Raw genomic sequence first — 20,424 nt, 5'->3', positions numbered from 1 at the left:
GTTAATTATTTTGGTTGTTATAAAGAATTTTCCCACCAGATTCCCTTTACTTTAGAAATGGTAAGGTTTTTAATTTCCTGATTTTTATTTGATTGAATGCTAAGTTTGGTGTACGGTTTGCTTGGGAAAATTTGTTCCGTAAAACTATATACACCACCGTTCAGAAAAATTTCAATTGAGGACCAATCTACTATGATTTGATAATCAATTGTTTCGGTTGTAATGTTTGGAATTTTGGTGTTGTGAATATTTTCTCCAAAACTTTTTTCGAAATTTACCATTCCGGAATGTCTTCGGTCTACAGAAAAAGTCTTTCCTTTCGCATCGTAATTGAGAACTAGAGAATCCTTAACTTCATTGGAAAAAACCAATTTTAAATTTTCATTTTTGGCATTCAATTGTACTTGAGATTGATTCAAATATTTGTAATCAAATGTTGTTTTTTGATTCGGTTTTAAGGTGATTTTATCTTTGGAAAAAGCTGTAGCTTGTTGCTTTTTGAATTGATCAACAGGAATGTTTTTTAGGACATAATTATCATTAATTTTAGCCAGTGAAAGTTCTCTTGGCAATGTCATAGCGCTTCTCCAGTTTTTTGTTGGCGTGTTTCGGGCATATGACCAATTGCTCATCCAGCCTATGAATATTCGTTTATTATCTGGTGTGTTGTTGTATGTGACTCCAGCATAATTATCAGCGCCATTGTCAATCCATTTGATGTCTTTTTGAGTTGTTTTAAAACTTTTTCCATCAAAATCACCAATAAAATATTGTGTTCCAGAACCTCCATTTGGTGCGCCAGGATTGATGCTGATAAGTAAAACCCATTTTTCTTCATTGGTACCGGCAACTTTTAATTTAAAAATATCGGGACATTCCCATACACCGCCATGTGCTCCTATATTTTTACCAAATTCACTTTCAAGAGTCCAGCGGATTAAATTTTCGGAAGTGTAAAATTGTGCGTGATCGCCGGCGACTAATACCATATTCCAAAGATTGCTATCGGTATTCCAGAATACTTTAGTATCTCTAAAATCTTTCATGCCGGAATTTTTAACAATTGGATTACCATCATATTTTACCCAAGTCTCGCCTTCGTCGAGACTATATGCTAATCCTTGCGTTTGATAGTTTGTTCTTCCCGCTTTTTCACCAGCCATGTCGTGATAGGTGAAAATGGCAATCATTGGTGGGTTTTCTTTTGTACCAAGGCCAGAAGTGTTTTTTAAATCTACCACGGCACTTCCTGAAAATATCATTCCTAATTTGTCAGGAAACAAAGCGATTTTTTTATGTGTCCAATGGATTAAATCCGTACTTGTCGCGTGTCCCCAATGCATCGGTCCCCACACAATGTCGTCCGGATAATATTGGTAAAACAAATGATAAATTCCTTTGTAGAAAACCATTCCGTTTGGATCATTCATCCATTTTTTTTCAGGAGAAAAATGAAATTGTGGTCTATAAGGTTCTATGTATTGCACCGTGGAATCAGTTTTTATACTTTCGGAAGAAGCTATTGTAATAACTCCATTTTCCGCTTCTTTTTTACAAGAAAACAAGAATAAAGAGGCTCCAAATACTAAATAAAAGGGAAGTATTTTATTTGTGAACTTCATTAAAATAAGGTTTAATTATTATATTATCTTCATAAAAATAGAATTATATTCTTAAATTAAACATAATTGAGTTATCGAAAACGTTTTTGATAAGTCGAAAACGTTTTCGTTTTGTATTCGACATACATTATGAAACTATTCAATATTTCTACCTAAAAAATATATAAGTTTGGAAATATTATTAAAAAATTAAACTATGGTTTCAAAAGTTAAAAGTTTGTTGTTTATGCTCTTACTAACTACAGTCGTTTTTAGCCAAAGCAAATCAGATGAGTGGCACTTATTCGCAAATTCCAGGGAAAATTATTATGGTGTTGCCATGGCCAACGGTCAAATAGGAATTGTTACAGACGATACGCCTTTAAAAACAAAAGAAATTATTCTGAATGGCGTTTACGATGGTAGTCCCGAAAATGGAATCAGTAGAATAGTTCGAGGAATTGAGTTTTTGAATCTGCACTTGAATATAAATAATCAAGAAATTAAATCAGACAATATTGATAACTGGAGCCAAGTAGTTTCTATGAAAGAAGGGACGAGTACCACTTCATTTTCATTTAAAGATTTGGCGACTATTAATTACACGATTTTAGCCAATAGAGCTATTCCTTTTTCAGCGATGGCAATTGTCGAAATCATTCCTACTAAGGATATAGAAATTACGGCTAACAATTATATGGTTGTTCCTGACGAATTGAAAGATGCTAAAAGTCAGTTTAGGGTTTTGAAGGATAATCAATATTTAATGCCAGTTTTTGGAACAACAGCTAAAACGCTAACTGGGAAATATACGGTAGCGGCTTCAACTACATTTCTTTTTGACGGGCTATCCGAAACCTTAAAGCAAACCGGAAATGAAGTTGGTTTTACTAAAAAATTAGTTAAGGGTAAAAAATACCGTTTTGCAGTTGCAGGAGGAATTTGCACTTCAAAAGATGTTACGGATCCTTTGAATGAATCCGAAAGACAGCCCATTTATGCTTTACAAGAAGGAATTGATAAATTATTGAACCGCCATAAACAAGCATGGGCTGAGTTATGGAATACGGGCGACATACAAATTGAAGGTGATCTGGATGCGCAGCAACGCGTTCGTTTTGCATTGTATAATTTATATTCGTACATCCGTCCTGAAACCAGACAAAGTATTGCCCCTATGGGATTGTCCTCGCAAGGTTATAACGGACATATTTTTTGGGACACCGAACTATGGATGTATCCAACACTTTTAGCACTGCAACCGGATATGGCAAAATCATGTTTGGATTATCGTTCAGATCGTTTGCAAAAAGCAAAACAAAAAGCCTTTATTTATGGATATAAAGGAGCGATGTATCCTTGGGAGTCTGATGATACGGGTGAAGAAGCAACTCCAACTTGGGCCTTGACTGGAATTTTTGAACAACATATCACGGCGGATGTTTCAATCGCATTTTGGAATTATTACAGCTATACACAAGATAAATCCTGGTTGAGAAAAGAATGGGCAGTTCTAAAAGAAACTGCAGATTTTTGGGTAAGTCGTGTAGTTAAAAATCTGGATGGAAGTTTCTCTATTTTAAATGTAGTTGGTGCTGATGAATATGCACAACATATCGATGATAATGCCTTTACAAATGCATCAGCTATTGAGTCTTTGAAAAATACAATTAAAGCGGCAACAATTTTGAACGAACCGATTAACCCGAAATGGATTGAAGTGTCGGAGAAATTAGTCATTCACAAAGAGAATGGGATTACTCAAAATTATAAAGGGTATCAGGGGCAAATGATAAAACAAGCCGATGTAAATTTGTTAGCCTATCCTTTACACATAATCACAGACAAAGCCCAAATTGAAAAAGATTTAGAATACTACGCAGAAAAAATAGATAAAAAAGATGGTCCAGCAATGGCTTCTGGAGTTTTATCGGTGCTGTATGCCCGTTTAGGAGATAGAGAAAAAGCCTATAGTTATTTTGTAAAATCCTATTTACCAAATAGCCGCCCGCCTTTTGGTGTGTTTTCGGAATCAGCAAATAGTAATAATCCATATTTTGCTACGGGGGCAGGAGCGATGCTTCAAGCTGTTATTTATGGTTTTGGTGGAGTGGAACAAACAGACCTTGGATTGAAATACAATAAAGGATTGTTGCCAAAACAATGGAAATCGTTAAAGATTGTTGGAATTGGTGCTGACAATAAAACCATTGTCATAAAATAATACGTTAAAGAATTTTTTTTTTGCCACGAATACAGGATTCAATCTGTTTGTAATAGATTTAATTGCTGTATCCGTGGCTTTTTTATTCCCTTTTATGGATTGTAATCAAGGCATGGCATAAACAAACTAAATTTTTAAATGTGTTTGTGAACTTGATGCAATGTAAAACAGATTGATATTTTGCATAAAATATATTGTTAGTGTATCTAAATCTTTATGTTAATGTGTTTTTGTTAGATTACTATTTTGTTAGAGTTATGAAATGGAAAATAAAGCAGATGTGGTTTTTTTAGCCAAATGTTTTGAGGTATATTTATTTAGTCAAATTCAGATTGTTGATTTAGAGCAAAAAACGACATTGCTTTAAATAATTCGCAATGTTCTTTCTTATTAGGCTCTTTTTTTGATTAAAACGCAATGATTTTTCGTTGTAAAAGCGTAAATAATACAATAATGGTTTTTTTATTGCCTTTTTTTTATGTTTATTATAATTTTAGTATTAATTTTTTAAAGGATTAATTTTAAAATCGAAAACGTTTTCGGCACAACGAAAACGTTATAGTTTAGTAAAATCTTAATATTATCATAAAATTATAATTATGTTTGAACTTAATATTTAAACAAACCATTAAAACAAATTATTAACCAACTTATTTATTACGTATGAAAAATAGTCTAATTAAAGGCTTGATGGTGTTTCTAACGATGCTATGTACAAGTTTGACATATTCGCAAGATGTGTCTGGAACTGTATCTGATGCTAGCGGTCCGCTTCCAGGGGCTTCTATCTTAGTTAAAGGAACAACAAATGGAGCGCAAACTGATTTCGATGGAAAATTTACTATCAAGAATGTTGGCTCAAACGCAGTTTTAGTTTTTAGTTACATTGGTCTTAAAACTCAAGAGGTAAATGTAGCAGGAAAAAGCACAGTTAATGTAGTATTAAAAGAAGACTCAGCTGAATTAAAAGAAGTTGTAGTTATTGGCTACGGTTCAGTTAGAAAGAAAGATGCAACTGGTGCAGTTGATCAAATTGGAGCAAAAGATTTTGACAATGTAGCATCTCCTTCGCCTGCTCAATTATTGAGAGGTAAAGTAGCAGGTGTACAAGTAACACAATCAAGTGGGGAGCCAGGAGGTGGAGTTGCAATTAGAGTTCGTGGAAATACTTCTATTCGTTCAGGTAATGGACCACTTATCGTTATTGATGGTGTACCATTAGATGGAGGAAACGTTTCTGGTGGTGGTGATAATTTATTAGGTGCTTCTTCTGCAAGAAACCCTTTGAATTTCGTTAATCAAAATGATATTGAAAGTATCAGTGTATTGAAAGATGCTTCTTCTACAGCTATTTACGGTTCTCGTGGAGCTAATGGGGTAATTGTGATTACAACTAAAAAAGGAAAATCTAAAGTACCACAATTAGCATACAGTTCTTCTGTGACATTTAGTAAAATGGCAGGTGATTTTGATGTAATGACTCCGGAGCAATTCGTTGCTGCAGGAGGTGATGATAAAGGATCAAGAAGTTACAACTGGAAAGATGCTGTTTTGCAAAAAGGTTTTTCTATGAATCACGATTTGTCTTTTACAAAATCAACTGAGAATTCTAATACAAGAATCTCTTTGGGTGCATCTAATACAGATGGTATCGTTAAAAACACAGGTTTAGATAAATATTCAGCTACAGTTTATAACTCAAATGACTTCTTTGGAGGGGCTTTGAAAGTAGAAGAAAGAATTATGTATGCTTCATTGAAAGATGATACTACTATCTTGTCTAACGATGCTGGTTATATTGGAAACATCATTGGTACTTCTTTGTACTGGAATCCAACTTTACCTATCTATAAAGCTGATGGTACGTATAATGTAGTTAGTAATACGTATTTGAATCCAGTTCAATTGTTGAATTCGTATAAAGATTTTACAAACACTAATAAATTTTTAGGAAGCATCAATACTACTTGGAAAATTAACAGTAAATTGAAATACCAATTCTTATTTGGTATTGAAAGTTCTACTTCTAGTAGAAAAAGTCAATTGTTACCAACTATGGATATTCAGAATGTGGCACAAGCTTCAGTTCCTGGATCTACAGATGTTAAGTATGGTCAAGCATCAATTAATTCTCAAAATAAATTTAATAAAACTTTTGAGCACACATTGAATTATAACAATGACTTTAGTGATAATTTTAATTTAGATGCTTTAGTTGGTTATTCTTATTATGACTATACTGCAGATGGACATGTTGCAATAGGTAAAGGGTATGATATGGCTCAAACTAACTTAATTGACAATATTGAAGGTGGTCTTCAAAATGAATTCAGAGTGTTTTCTTATAGAAACAGATCAGAATTACAGTCTTATTTTGCAAGAGTAAATGCTACTCTATTCAATAAGTTAATTCTTACTGGAACGTTACGTTCTGATGGTTCTACTAAATTAGGAGTTAATAACAAGTACGATTATTTTCCATCTGCAGGTATCGCTTACAAAGTAGTTGAAAACAAAGAAGGAATTGTAAATGATTTCAAAATTAGAGGAAACTTTGGTAAAACAGGTAACCAAGAATTTGCACCTAACTCGGCTATTTCAAGAGGTGCTTATGGTCTAAACGGAAGTTTGAATGTAGATAGTAATGCAAATGCTGATTTGAAGTGGGAAACTACTAGATCTTATGGAGTAGGTGCTGATTTTGAATTATTCAATAACAGATTGACTGGTACAGTTGATTATTTCCAAAAAGATACTAAAGATTTAATCTTCCCAGTTCCTGCTGCTGCAACGCAACCAGGTCCTCCATCTCCACGTTTCAAAAACTTACCAGGAAACTTAATCAATAAAGGTTTTGAAGTTTCTTTAAGCTATAAAGTGATTGAGAAAGAAGATTTTACTTGGGATGTTTCTGGAAATGCTTCATTCTTAGCTAATAAAATGACAAATTTTGCTGGGTTTATTTCTACAGGTGGAATTAACGGTCAAGGTTTATCAGGAGCTTATGCACAAGTTATTACAAATGACAAGCCAATTTATTCTTATTACATGTATGAGTGGAGAGGATATGATGCAACTGGAAATTCAATTTATGCTGATGCAGCAGGAAATGATACTGGTTTAGGTACAGCAGCTAAAATATTATTAGACAAACAACCTTTACCAAAAATCAATGTTGGTTTCAATACAAACTTTACTTACAAGAATTTTGATTTAGGAGCTTCATTCTATGGTGCTTTTGGACATTACATCTACAACAACACAACGAATGCTTATTTCTTTAAAGGAGCTTTCTTAGGTGGTAGAAACGTAACTCAAGAAGCAGCTACATCTGCTCAAGCGCAAGGAGATCCAAATTCACCTTCTACTAAATACTTAGAAAAAGGAGATTTCTTGAGAATGGGTAACTTAACTTTTGGTTATACAGTTAAAGGAGCTATTTTAGATAAACTTAAAATGTCTACTGCAAGATTATATGTAAATGCTTCTAATTTATTTATAATCACGGGTTATTCAGGAACAGATCCAGAGGTAGATACTGATAAATCATTGAACGGTGTTCCTTCAGCAGGTATGGAATATTTATCATATCCAAGAGATAAAAGTGTATCTGTAGGTCTTAACGTAACATTTTAATTAAAAAACGATGAAAAGAATTAATATTATAAAAGGCATCTTATTAACTAGTACTATTGTATTAGGTGTAAGTTGTACTAATCTAGATGAAGAAGTATTAGATGGTGTAGTTATATCTAATACTGGTGGAGGAACAGTAAACGCTGCTTCACTTTTAACTAGTTCTTATGAAGGTTTAAGAGGCTTTCAAACGCAAGGGCAAATGTTTGCTTTAGACGAAATGTCATCTGATGCATTAGTTGGACCAACACGTGGAGGTGACTGGGATGATAATGCCACTTGGAGACAAATCCACGTACATACTTGGGCTCCTGATCATAATGAAGTTAGAAATGCTTGGAATGCTTTATTATCTCAAGTATACAACTGTAACTTAGTTATTGAAAATGGTTCAGGTTCACAAATAGCTGAAGCTCGTTTCTTAAGAGCATTTTATTACTATAATGTAATCGATTTATTTGGACAAGCGCCATATAGAGAAGCTGGATCTCCATTAACAGATGATCCTAAAGTTTGGACTAGAACTGAAGCAACAGAATTTGTAATTAGTGAATTAGAAGCTATTGTAGGTTCATTGCCTGCAAGAACTGCTGGAGATGCAAGTATAGCAAATAAAGATGCGGCTCACTTTTTGTTAGCTAAATTATACTTGAACAAAGGAGTATTTACTGCAACTACTCCTGCTGGACCTTATACTTTTGCTGCTGCAGATATGACTAAAGTTGTTACTAATGTTGATGCAATTAATAGTTCATTATCTGCTGATTATTGGGATAACTTCAAGCCTACTAACAATACATCGCCAGAGATTTTACTTTCTTCTAAAAATATTCAAGGTGGTGCAGGTGGTGGAATTCAATACCATTGGAGAATGTCTATGCACTATAATCAGACTCCTGATGGATGGAATGGTTTCTCTACAGTAGCAGAATATTACAATAAGTTTAATCCAAATGATAGACGTATAAAAAATGCTGATCCAGCTATAATTGCTGCTTTTGGTAATCCAGTAGGTCTTCAGGTAGGTCAAATGTACAAACCAGGAGGTACTGTTGCATTGAAAGATAGAAATGGAAATCCATTGTTTTATACTTCTGCAGTTACTTTGATTACTAGTGGAGCAACTCTTGAAACGGCAGGGATTAGAATGCAAAAATATATTCCAGATGCTGCTAATCTTGGTGCCCCTAATAATGACTTTGTATTCATGAGATATTCGGATGCTTTAATGATGAAAGCAGAAGCAATAGCTAGAGGTGGTGCTGGTACAAATGATGTTGCTAAATTGGCAACCATAGTATCTAGATCTGGACAAGCTGGTGTTTTTCCAACTACTTTAGATGGAATTTACAAAGAAAGAGGTAAAGAATTGTGGTTAGAAGGATGGAGAAGAAATGATATGATTCGTTTTGGAACTTTCCTAGCTGCAAGAGAATTGAAACCTTATGTGTCGGATAATAGATATGTATTGTTTCCTATACCAGCAGATGCATTATTTAATGCAAACCTTGCTCAAAACCCTGGTTACTAGATTTTTTAAATTATTATTATATTTTTGAGTTAGTTATAAAGAGGGCAATAGTATTGCCCTCTTTATTTTTTTAATTTTAACTCAATTCTTTATTTTATTTACTGAATATTATATAAATTAGGCCTTTCTTTCCTTTTAAATGTCATAACTAAATACTGCATATAATATGTTTACTCGTTCTATTTTCTTTTCTATTTTAATTCTTCTTTTTGTCAATTGTTCCAAAGAAAACTCAGAAAATAAAGATGCCTTATTCTCCAAATTGGATGCTTCAGAAACCGGAATTAATTTCCTAAATGAAGTTAAAAATGGCGCAGACATGAACATATTCAAATACAGAAATTTTTATAATGGTGGCGGTGTCGCTCTTGGAGATATCAACAATGATGGTCTTTCAGATGTATATTTTACTTCAAATCTTGGAACCAATAAACTCTACTTAAATAAAGGAAATTTTAAATTCGAGGATATTTCTAAAAAAGCTGGTGTTGAAGGAACCAAAACCTGGTCAACCGGTGTTGTAATGGTTGATTTAAATGCCGATGGGTTACTTGATATTTATGTATGTAATGCAGGAAATAGTCTGGGTAATCAACAAAAAAATGAACTTTTTATAAATAATGGCAATAATACTTTTACCGAAAAAGCAGATGAATATAATCTAGCTGATACTGGAATCACAACCCATGCAGCTTTTTTTGATTATGATAAAGATGGCGATTTAGATGTATATATTCTGAACAACAGTTTTATCCCGGTAAGTAGTCTTAATTATTCTAACAAAAGAGACTTAAGAGATAAAGATTGGGATGTAGCGGAAATTCTGAAAGGTGGAGGTGATAAGCTATTGCGTAATGATAACGGAAAATTTGTTGATGTAAGTGAGAAATCAGGAATATATGGTAGTTTAATAGGTTTTGGTCTTGGAGTTACTGTAGGAGATGTAAACGGGGATTTGTATCCGGATATTTACATTTCGAATGATTTTTATGAAAGAGACTATTTATACATAAATAATAAAAACGGAACCTTTACCGAACAAATTCAGGGATGGACCTCACACATTAGTCAATCCTCAATGGGAGCTGATATGGCAGATGTCAACAATGACGGGAAAGCCGATATTTTTGTAACAGATATGTTACCTGAACCGGACGAACGCTTAAAAACGACTACAAATTTTGAAAACTATGATTTATTTACTAGGAAAGTAAATCTGGATTTCTACTACCAATACATGCAAAATACATTGCAAATAAACAATGGTGATAATCAATTCCTTGAAATAGCAAATCATGCCGGCGTTGCTAAAACTGACTGGAGTTGGGGCGCTTTATTATTTGATATGGACAATGATGGTTATAAAGATATCTACGTTTGTAACGGAATTTATAACGATTTAACTAATCAAGATTTTGTTGATTTTTTTGCGAATGAGTTCATGCAGAAAATGGTGGTTACTGGTAAAAAAGAAGAAATCCAGACTATTATCAGTAAAATGCCAAGCACACCAATACCAAATTACGCCTTCAAGAATAATAAAAACCTGACTTTTAGCAATGAAGCTATTAAATGGGGATTAGATACTCCAAGTTTTTCTAACGGTGCCGCGTACGGGGACTTAGATAATGACGGGGATTTAGATTTGATTGTTAATAATGTCAACATGGAATCTTTTGTTTATCGAAATAATTCAGAGAAAAACAAGAAAAATCATTACGTTAAGGTAAAACTAAAAGGAGACAATCAAAACAAGTTTGCTGTTGGAAGTGTTGTGGAATTATTCTCTGGCAAAGAAATTCTTAGACAAGAATTAATTCCTTCAAGAGGTTTTCAATCTTCTATCGATTATGTAATGACTTTTGGTATTGGAACCAAAAAAATTGATTCATTGCAAGTAATTTGGCCAAATGGTAAATCTCAAACAATTAAAAAAATCACCAATAATAGCACTTTAAATTTGAACATTAACAATGCTAAAGTAGATTATGTTCCTAAAAATGACAAGCCAAAACCATTGTTTGCTGAAAAGAAAACAATTTTCTCAGCACACAAAGAAAATAATTATGTCGATTTTGATCACGAAGGATTAATCTCCAAAATGCTTTCTCAAGAAGGGCCTTCACTCGCAGTTGCTGATTTAAATGGTGATGGGAATGAGGATGTATTTATTGGCGGAGCCAAAGGGCAATCCGGTAAAATATATTTAAATAAAGGGAATGGTAATTATTCAGTTACAGACCAAAAAAACTTAGAGGCAGATGCAACTTTTGAAGATACTGCTGCCAGTTTTTTTGATGCTGATAATGATGGAGACATCGATTTAATAGTAGGTTCCGGTGGAAACGAAAAATCTGATCAGGCTAATTATAAAAACCGTCTGTATTTGAATAACGGTAAAGGAGTTTTTGTAAAAAGCAAAACTAATATGCCAACAACAAATAATAACGTTTCAGTAATAGCGCCAAATGATTTTGATAATGATGGCGATATTGATGTATTCATAGGAAGCCGAAGCGTTCTGGGTGTTTATGGAATTGATCCTAAACATTTGTTATTGGAAAATGATGGAAAAGGAAATTTTACCAATGTAACTGATAAAAAAGCATTTAAAATTAATGCAGTTGGAATGATAACAGATGCGGTTTGGGAAGATATTGATAACGATTCCAAAAAAGATTTAATATTAGTGGGAGATTGGACGGCACCTATGATTTTTAAAAACAATGGACGCCGATTAGTAGAATTCAAATCTAATCTTAAGGGGTATCTTGGTTTTTGGAATGCCGTTAGTTGTGTTGACTTGAACAAAGACGGTAAAAAAGATTTGATTCTGGGGAATAAAGGAACTAATACAACCTACAAAGCGACCAATACAAATCCGATGAAATTGTTTACCAATGATTTTGATAATAATGGAACTATTGAACAAATTGCAACCCGTTCTATTGAAGGTAAAGATTTACCAATAAATCTAAAACAAGAATTGGCCAAACAAATTCCTTCGATTAAGAAGAAAAACTTGAGCTATGCAGATTATTCCAAGAAAACATTTCAGGAATTATTTGCGAAGGAAGTAGTTGATAATTCGATTCAAAGGACAGTGAATATTCAAGAAAGTGTTATTGCAATCAACAAAGGAAATGGTAAGTTTGAGATAAAAGCACTTCCAAAAGAAGTTCAATTTTCTTGTGTAAACACCATTACTACAATGGACGTGAATAATGATGGAATTTTGGATTTAATTTTAGGTGGAAATCAATACGAATTCAAACCACAATTCTCCCGACTGGATTCTAATTATGGCAGTGTGCTTTTAGGAAGCAAAAGTGGAACTTTTTCCTGGTTGCCCTATAATAAAACAGGTTTCTTCATAAAAGGGGAAGTGAAACAAATGAAAATAGTAAAAGACAAAAATAAAACGGTTTCAATTATAGCTGTTGTTAATGATAATACTCCTAAAATATTTACACGCCATGAATAATTTTTTCAGAATAGGACTGGCTTCATTGCTCTTTATGGGTTGTTCCAAAAAAGAAGGACAATTGTTTGAAAAATTGTCTTCTGATGAAAGCAATATTACTTTCAATAACGAATTAGTTGAGTCCAAAAACATCTCTATTTTAGATTATCTCTATTATTATAATGGCGGAGGTGTAGCTCTTGGTGACATCAATAATGATGGTTTGGTGGATGTTTATTTTACTTCTAATCAAGGAAAAAATAAATTGTACTTGAATAAAGGGAAAAATAAATTTGAAGACATTTCAGCAAAAGCCGGAGTAGAAGGACAAAGTGACTGGAACGCCGGTACCGTTATGGCTGACGTAAATGGAGATGGATATTTAGATATTTATGTTTGTGCGGTCGTTGGGATTAATGGATTTGAAGGTCAAAATGAATTGTTTATCAATAACAAGGATAACACGTTTACCGAAAGCGCAGCTGAATACAGTTTAGATTTAGATAATTATAGCTCTTCGGTAGCGTTTTTTGATTATGATTTAGATGGGGATTTAGACATGTATTTATTGAATCACGCCGTACACTCTGAGTCATCTTTTGGAAATGCGGACATTAGAAATAAAAGAAGCTATGAATGTGGGGATAAATTATTTCGAAATGATAACGGAAAATTTGTAGATGTAAGTGAGCAGGCAGGAATTTTTGGCGGTGCTAATGGATATGGTTTGGGATTGGCAGTTTCTGATTTTAATCTAGATGGTTATCCTGATATTTATGTGGGGAATGATTTTCACGAAGATGATTATTACTATTTAAATAATGGGGACGGAACTTTTACGGAAAGTCTCAAGCAGTATTTTGGACACACCAGTCGTTTTTCAATGGGGGTTGATGTTGCAGATGTAAATCATGACGGTTTTCCTGATATTTTGAGTTTAGATATGTTGCCTGAAGATGAAAAAGTTTTAAAATCCTCTTTAGGTGATGATAACGTGCAAATGCTAAAAATGAGAACCGAAAAACTAGGCTATCATTATCAGTACTCCAGAAATATGCTACAGCTTAATCAAGCGGGAGGCGGTTTCACTGAAACAGCTTTGTTGAGCGGTGTAGCAGCGACGGATTGGAGTTGGAGCACTTTATTTGGTGATTATGATCAAGATGGAGAGCAGGATATTTTTGTAAGTAACGGAATTCCTAAGCGACCTAATGATTTGGATTACGTGAAATACTATTCCAATGATCAAATAAAAAGCAAAATCAGTACGACGAAGTTATTGGATAAAGAAGCGTTAAAGCGAATGCCAAAAGGAAATGTGACAAATTATGTTTTTCAAGGTGCAGCTGATTTACAGTTTAAAAACCGTTCAAGTGATTGGATAGAAAATGATTCTATAATTTCAAATGGTAGTGGCTATGCAGATATTGATAATGATGGAGATTTAGACGTAATTACCAATAATACAAATGCTACGGCTTCAGTTTACATTAATAAAACAGATACAAAATCAAACTATTTAAAATTAAAACTTAGGTTTGCCGGAAAAAACACTTTTGGGGTTGGAGCCAAAGTAATTTCTTATTCAAAAGGGAAAAAACAATTCAAGGAACTGCAAACAACAAGAGGATTTCAGTCTTCATCAGAACCAATGATTCATTTTGGTTATGGAAAAATAACTAAGATAGATTCGTTAGTGGTGATTTGGCCAGATAAAACGTATCAAACAATAAAGAATGTTAAAACGTGCCAAACGCTTACCATAAAAGCCAATCAAAATAGAAAAGCTTTTGATTATAAAAAATTGCATCCAAGTGTTTTGCCAATTTTCAAAAAGCTTGAAACGGGTTTAGGAATCGACTTTGTGCATCAGGAAAATGATTTTATTGATATTTTAAGCCAAAAATTAATTCCATACCAACGCACTGATCGTGGTGCAGCTACTGCAATTGGTGACTTGAATGGTGATGGTAAAGAGGATATTTTCTTTGGGGGCTCTAAAGGTAAAAAAGCTGCAATTTATTTTCAAAATGCTACCGGATTTTCTAAAAAAGGGCTAGCTGAAATTGAAAAGGATTCTGTTTTTGAAGATGCTTCAGCTGTTATAGGCGATTTCGATAACGATAAAACAAATGATTTATATGTGGCTTCCGGTGGAGGTGAAAATGCATCTAATTTGCAAGACCGTTTATATTTAAATACAAACAATCAATTGCTGAATGCTCAGTTGCCTAAGTTGACTCAAAATGCATCCGTGGTAAAGGCTTTTGACTATGATAAAGATGGTGATTTAGATATTTTTGTTGGAAATAATTCAGTTAATAATAGATTTGGAAGCATGCCAGATTGTTATTTGTTAAACAACAATAAAGGAGTGTTTACTATTGTTCAAAACAAAACTTTTGAGAAAATAGGGATGGTAACGGATGCTATTTTCAGTGATTTTAATAAAGATGGAAAAATAGATTTAATTGTAGTGGGTGAGTGGATGAAACCTACTTTTTTTGCTAATAAAAACGGTAAATTTACGGATGTAACAGCAACCATTTTTCCAGAAAAAAGCAATGGATTGTGGCAATCAGTACTTTCTTTTGATATAGATCATGATGGTGACCAAGATTATTTGGTAGGAAACTGGGGAATGAATTCTAAATTTAAAGCTTCACAGGATTTTCCAATGAAAATGTATTATGATGATTTTGATACTAACGGATCTTTTGAAACAATTGTGGCAATAGAAAAGAAAGGACAATATTACACTACATTAGGTCTTGATGAACTTGCGGAACAATTCAGCGGGATGCTAAAAAAGAAATTCAATAGTTACAAATCCTTTGCAGGAAAAACACTTGAAGAAGTTTTTGATCCAAAAATGCTGGAGAAAGGAAAGTTGTTCGAAGTTCATAATTTGAAATCGGGCTATTTGAGAAATGATAAAGGGAAGTTTACTTTTGTTCCTTTTTCGAATAAAATGCAAGTCGCTCCTATTACTAGTTTTCTGAAATCTAATTTCGATTCAGATGCGAAAGAAGAAGTTTTTGCAGCAGGAAATTACTTTGGGGTTTCTCCTTATCACAGTAGGTTTGACGGATTTTCAGGAGCTTTAATCAAGAATGATAAAACCATATTTTTAGGTAATCAAATAGGAATTGATTTGACCCAAAAAGCAGTTAGACACCTGGATATTGTCAATTTCAATGGAAAGAAATATATGTTGATTACTATCAATAATAAGAAGGCGGAATTGTATGAAATGCCTTCAGTTAAAAAATAATTTAATGACAAACAAAATAATTAAATCCAATAACATGAATTCTAAAATTTTTCTTTTAGGACTTGTGATGCTTTTTTTAACTTCATGTAAAAAAGAGACTCCAATTAAAGTGACGACCGATGACTTCTGTGCTGCAGTTGATACTGTAACAGGAATTATGGTTCATGATATATTTTCGCCTCCGGTTGCTAGTAGAATTTATGTTTATCCTAATGTTGCCGCCTATGAGATTATGGCTCAAAACAACACTAAATATGAAAGTTTACAAGGGCAGTTAAAAGGATTAGATTCTATTCCTAAACTAGATCCGAAAAGTGGAGTGAATAAAAATTTAGCAGCACTTATTGCCCATATTGAAGTGAGTAAACAATTGATTTTTTCCGAGGAAGCTTTAGAAAAATACAGAGATAGTTTATATGAAAAGTGGGGTACTGAAAATCAAAAAGAATTTGATGTGTCTAAAGAATACGCTTTAAAAGTGGTAGACAGAATCAAAATGTGGATGGGAAAAGATAATTATAAACAAACTAGAACTTCTTCTAAATTTTCAGTTTATTCAGATCAACCCGGAAGATGGCAGCCAACTCCGCCATCTTATATGGATGGTGTGGAACCACATTGGGGCGAAATAAGGACTTTAGTTATGGATTCGGCATCTCAATTTAAACCAAAAGCACCTCATCCTTTTTCTACTGATAAAAATTCTGCTTTTTACAAAGAAGCAAAAGAAACCTACGATGTAGGGAATTTGATTTCCAAAAAATTAATTGAAGTAGAGAAAAATCAAAGCAAACCAATTCCAGAAGAATCAGCAATTGCCTCATTTTGGGATTGTAACCCATATGCGACAGTGATACAGGGGCATATGATGTTTGCAAAGAAAAAAAATACACCGGATGCACATTGGATTAATATTACTAAAATTGCTTTAAAAAAATCGAAGTCAGATTTTGAGACTACAGTTTTTGCTTACACTATAACATCAATTGGAATTTTTGACTGCTTCATTAGTTGCTGGGACGAAAAGTATAGAAGTAATGTTGTACGTCCTGAAACGTATATTAATCAAAACATAGATGAGAACTGGAGACCACAATTACAAACACCTCCTTTTCCGGAATATGTAAGCGGACATTCAGTGGTGTCTTCGTGTTCGGCAATTATTCTAACCTCTATTTTTGGAGATAATTTTAGTTATATCGATGATTCAGAAGTTCCTTTTGGGTTGCCTAAAAGAGCTTTTAAATCATTTAAACAAGCTGCCGAGGAAGCATCAATTAGCAGGCTTTACGGAGGAATTCATTACAGAGCTGCTATTGAAAATGGTGTTGCTCAAGGTAATACTATTGGAGATTATATTAATAATAAATTAAAGATGATTAAGAAATAATGGCTGTTAGAAAAAAAAATATAATAGGATTTAGTGCCTTATTCTGTTTGTTTTTAGTTTGGTATTTGTTCATAAAAGAAACAGATTATTGTATTTCTTTTAAAGTAAAAGCACCTACAGGAACCGTTTTTCAAGGAATTCAAGAATGGTCTGCTATTCAATTGATAAGTGAAAAAGAAAGTTTTACCATTTTAGAAAAGAGAAATTTTGATTTCATTAGACAAAAAATGAAAAAAGGTGATGCTCAAATGGAATACATCTGGGATATTACGTATATAAATGATTCAGTGACAAAAGTGAATGTTGGGATTAAAGATTTAAATCATAGTTGGTATAATAAAATAACGGCTCCATTTTTTAATACTAAGTTCAAACAAGAACAAATCAGAAAAGTTACTGATTTTAAGAAAGGATTGAGCGATCATTTGAAAAATTTTAAAGTAAGAATTGATGGAGAAGGTACTTCGGAAGAATCATTTGTAGCGTACATTAGTTTGAAAAGTGTTTTACAGGAAAAAGCACAAAATATGATTGCTAATGATGCTTTAATTACTGGCTTCCTTTTTGAAAATCAAATCAAAATAATAGGAAGGCCTTATGTTGAAATTATAAATTGGAATTTAGACAAAGAAACTATCGATTTTAATTATTGCTTCCCAATTGATAAAAACACCAAGATCATTGAAAATGAAGTTGTAAAATTCAAAACCTTACCTGCTATCAAAGGATTGAAAGCTACTTATTACGGCAATTTCAGGACTTCAGACAGAGCTTGGTTTGCCTTGATGGATCATGCCAAAAAGCACAGTCTTAAATTGGAAAATAAAGTTTTGGAACATTTCTTGTCCAATCCATTTAATGGAGGAGAAGAGCTGCAATGGGAAACGAAAATAATCATTCCTTTTGCTTCAAAATAAAGAGTAATTTTTTAGATGATTTAAAATTATCGAAAACGTTTTCGGGTCTTCCGAAAACGTTTTTGTTTTTATTCTATTTTTAATTGGCAATTTTAAAATTAAATTTATAAAAAATTAACAAATTAATCATCTAGAATGAATTTAAAAGTAAAATTGAGCTTTTGGCAGATAATCAATATGAATGTTGGTTTTTTTGGAATACAATACAGTTTTGGTTTGCAACAAAGTGCCGTAAATCCTATTTATGATTTTTTACATGCAAGTCCAGATCAAATTCCGATACTGAATCTTGCAGGTCCTTTAACGGGCTTATTGATTCAACCCATAATTGGAGCAATGAGTGATAAAACCTGGCATCCAAGATGGGGAAGGCGAAAACCATACTTTTTTATTGGTGCAATAATCTGTAGTATCGCTTTATTTCTATTTCCATTTAGCAGTTCCTTGTGGATGGCAGCAGGTTTGCTTTGGATTTTAGATATTGGAAATAATACTGCTATGGAACCTTATCGTGCTTTTATTGCAGATACACTAGACGAAGAGCAGCAGCCAACAGGTTTTCAGGCGCAGAGTTTCTTTACTGGTTTCGGGCAGTTTCTCGCTTATATTTCTCTTTTTCTGTTTCCAATTGTTTTTGTTGGTTATACCGGATCGTTACCCACTTGGATTTACGCATCCTTCTTTTTAGGTGCAATCCTTTCAATCTCGTCTATATGGTGGAGTATGAACAAAACGAAAGAAATCCCGCCAACGGCAGAAGAAATAGCCATTTTAAAAGCAGAACCATTAAAGATTTTTTCACCCTTTATTGATATTTATCAAGCCGTTTTAGAAATGCCAACAGTGATGTGGCAACTTTTTCTGGTGTATCTTTTTCAGTGGTATGCTATGATGTGCTATTGGCAAAACAATTCAAAAAGTATTGCCTTATCTGTGTGGAATGTAACTCCAAAGAACGTGATGGGGTATGAAAAAGCAGTAGAATGGAATGGATTAATTGGTGCTTTTGGCTTTATTGTTACCTTTTCAATTGCTTTTTATTTGGCAAAATTAGCCAAGAAACACGGTGCTAAAATGATTCATTTTGTATGTCTGTTATTTGGAGCCGTTTCTTTTTTATGGTTTCCGATGGTGCAAAATCAATATGTGTTTTTTGCCGTGATTATAGGTTACGGAATTGCTTGGGCAAGCATGATGGGAATACCGTATTTGATGGTTGTCGCTGTAGTTCCAAAAGAGCGTTATGGAGTTTACATGGGAATTATTAATATGATGATTGTTATTCCGATGATAATTCAAAACCTATCTTTTGGTTACATTTTAAAGAACTTATTAGATAACGATCCCCGTCAAGCAATTACTTTTGCAGGAGTATTATTAGTTCTTGCTGCAATCTGTACTTTATTAATCAAAAACAAAAAAACTAACGTAAGTGAATAATACAATAAATAATAAGATGGAAACTATAGATATTCTTTGTGTTGGTGAAGTATTAGTTGATTTTATCGGGCATCAAGAGGGTGTGCTGATTAATGAAACTAGGGATTATCATAGGTATTTAGGAGGCTCACCTACTAATGTGGCGATGAATTCCACACGATTAGGTTTGAACACTATTATGGTTGCCACGGTGGGGAACGATGGTTTTGGTTCTTATATCACGGAACGCTTAACAAGTGTTGGAGTGAATACAGAACACCTTAATGTTCTAGACGATAAGTCGACTAGTGTTATTTTTGTTTCAAGGTCTGAGGGTACACCTGATTTTATACCTTATCGTTCAGCGGATTGTTGTATTTATGAAGAGCAAATTTCAAAGGAAATACTATCTAATACAAAGATATTCCATACCACTTGTTTCGCATTGAGTAAGAATCCGGCGCAAAAAACAATCTTGAAGAAAGCACAAGAAGCGCACGATTTAGGATGTAAGCTAAGTATTGATCTTAACTATGCAAGAAAATTGTGGAAAAGTCAAAAAAAGGCTTTCAAAGTTATCAAAACCTATTGCCAGTTCAATCCACTAATAAAAATTAGTGAGGATGATATGTTACGTCTTTTTGAAAAAGAACTTCCACATGAAGAGATATTCGAATTTTTTCACCAGCAAGGTGTGGATTTGGTTTGCCTAACCTTAGGTAGCAAAGGGGTGAAATTATCTCAAAAAGGGAAAGAAGTAATACAAATGCCGGCAATAAAAATTGACAAAGTGATGGATTCTACGGGAGCGGGTGATGCTTTTTGGTCTGGATTTTTGTTTGCTTACATAAAAGAAAAATCAATTCATGAATGTTTGGATATCGCTTTAAAGTTAGCCGCTTTAAAACTGCAAAATGTAGGTCGACTTCCAGATAATATCAATATCCTTTCTAAACTTCTTTAAAATAC

10 protein-coding genes are annotated in these 20,424 nt (G+C 33.4%); 9 read left to right on the top strand and 1 reads right to left on the bottom strand.

The window, feature by feature from the left end; translation table 11 throughout:
* Window positions 1-17: 17 nt before the first annotated feature.
* A complete protein-coding gene (locus ACNQF8_RS02330; protein WP_417952827.1) occupies window positions 18-1,622 on the bottom strand; it encodes a glycoside hydrolase family 32 protein in 1,605 nt (534 codons plus the stop codon).
* A gap of 226 nt (window positions 1,623-1,848) precedes the next feature.
* Between ACNQF8_RS02330 and ACNQF8_RS02325 the strand changes: the two genes are divergently transcribed.
* The 9 genes from ACNQF8_RS02325 to ACNQF8_RS02285 all read left to right on the top strand — a co-directional run bounded on the left by ACNQF8_RS02325 (window position 1,849) and on the right by ACNQF8_RS02285 (window position 20,419).
* On the top strand, window positions 1,849-3,825 hold the full coding sequence (locus tag ACNQF8_RS02325) for a glycosyl hydrolase family 95 catalytic domain-containing protein (RefSeq protein ID WP_417950638.1): 1,977 nt from the start codon (window positions 1,849-1,851) through the stop codon (window positions 3,823-3,825).
* Between the two features lie 663 nt (window positions 3,826-4,488).
* Complete coding sequence (locus ACNQF8_RS02320; RefSeq protein ID WP_417950637.1) at window positions 4,489-7,461, top strand: SusC/RagA family TonB-linked outer membrane protein; 2,973 nt, start codon at window positions 4,489-4,491, stop codon at window positions 7,459-7,461.
* A gap of 10 nt (window positions 7,462-7,471) precedes the next feature.
* Window positions 7,472-8,992 (top strand): RagB/SusD family nutrient uptake outer membrane protein, encoded by a 1,521-nt coding sequence (locus tag ACNQF8_RS02315; RefSeq protein WP_417950636.1) that lies wholly within the window; start codon window positions 7,472-7,474, stop codon window positions 8,990-8,992.
* Window positions 8,993-9,158: 166 nt separating this feature from the next.
* Window positions 9,159-12,476: a VCBS repeat-containing protein gene (locus ACNQF8_RS02310; RefSeq protein ID WP_417952826.1), complete on the top strand. Its 3,318-nt coding sequence runs from the start codon at window positions 9,159-9,161 to the stop codon at window positions 12,474-12,476.
* Complete coding sequence (locus ACNQF8_RS02305) at window positions 12,469-15,729, top strand: VCBS repeat-containing protein (protein ID WP_417952825.1); 3,261 nt, start codon at window positions 12,469-12,471, stop codon at window positions 15,727-15,729. Before ACNQF8_RS02310 ends, ACNQF8_RS02305 begins: the two co-directional genes overlap by 8 nt.
* Before the next feature lie 34 nt (window positions 15,730-15,763).
* Entirely contained in the window at window positions 15,764-17,119 is a 1,356-nt protein-coding gene (locus tag ACNQF8_RS02300) for a vanadium-dependent haloperoxidase (RefSeq protein ID WP_417953092.1), read from the top strand.
* Window positions 17,119-18,036 (top strand): GyrI-like domain-containing protein, encoded by a 918-nt coding sequence (locus tag ACNQF8_RS02295; RefSeq protein ID WP_417952824.1) that lies wholly within the window; start codon window positions 17,119-17,121, stop codon window positions 18,034-18,036. The genes ACNQF8_RS02300 and ACNQF8_RS02295 overlap by 1 nt, the downstream gene beginning before the upstream one ends.
* A 135-nt stretch (window positions 18,037-18,171) precedes the next feature.
* Window positions 18,172-19,476 (top strand): MFS transporter, encoded by a 1,305-nt coding sequence (locus ACNQF8_RS02290; protein ID WP_417950632.1) that lies wholly within the window; start codon window positions 18,172-18,174, stop codon window positions 19,474-19,476.
* Window positions 19,477-19,492: 16 nt separating this feature from the next.
* A complete protein-coding gene (locus tag ACNQF8_RS02285) occupies window positions 19,493-20,419 on the top strand; it encodes a carbohydrate kinase family protein (protein ID WP_315206322.1) in 927 nt (308 codons plus the stop codon).
* Window positions 20,420-20,424: the final 5 nt, after the last annotated feature.

Source organism: Flavobacterium labens (genome assembly GCF_048286755.1).
GTDB lineage: Bacteria > Bacteroidota > Bacteroidia > Flavobacteriales > Flavobacteriaceae > Flavobacterium.
This window is presented reverse-complemented; position numbering and strand designations above follow the sequence as displayed.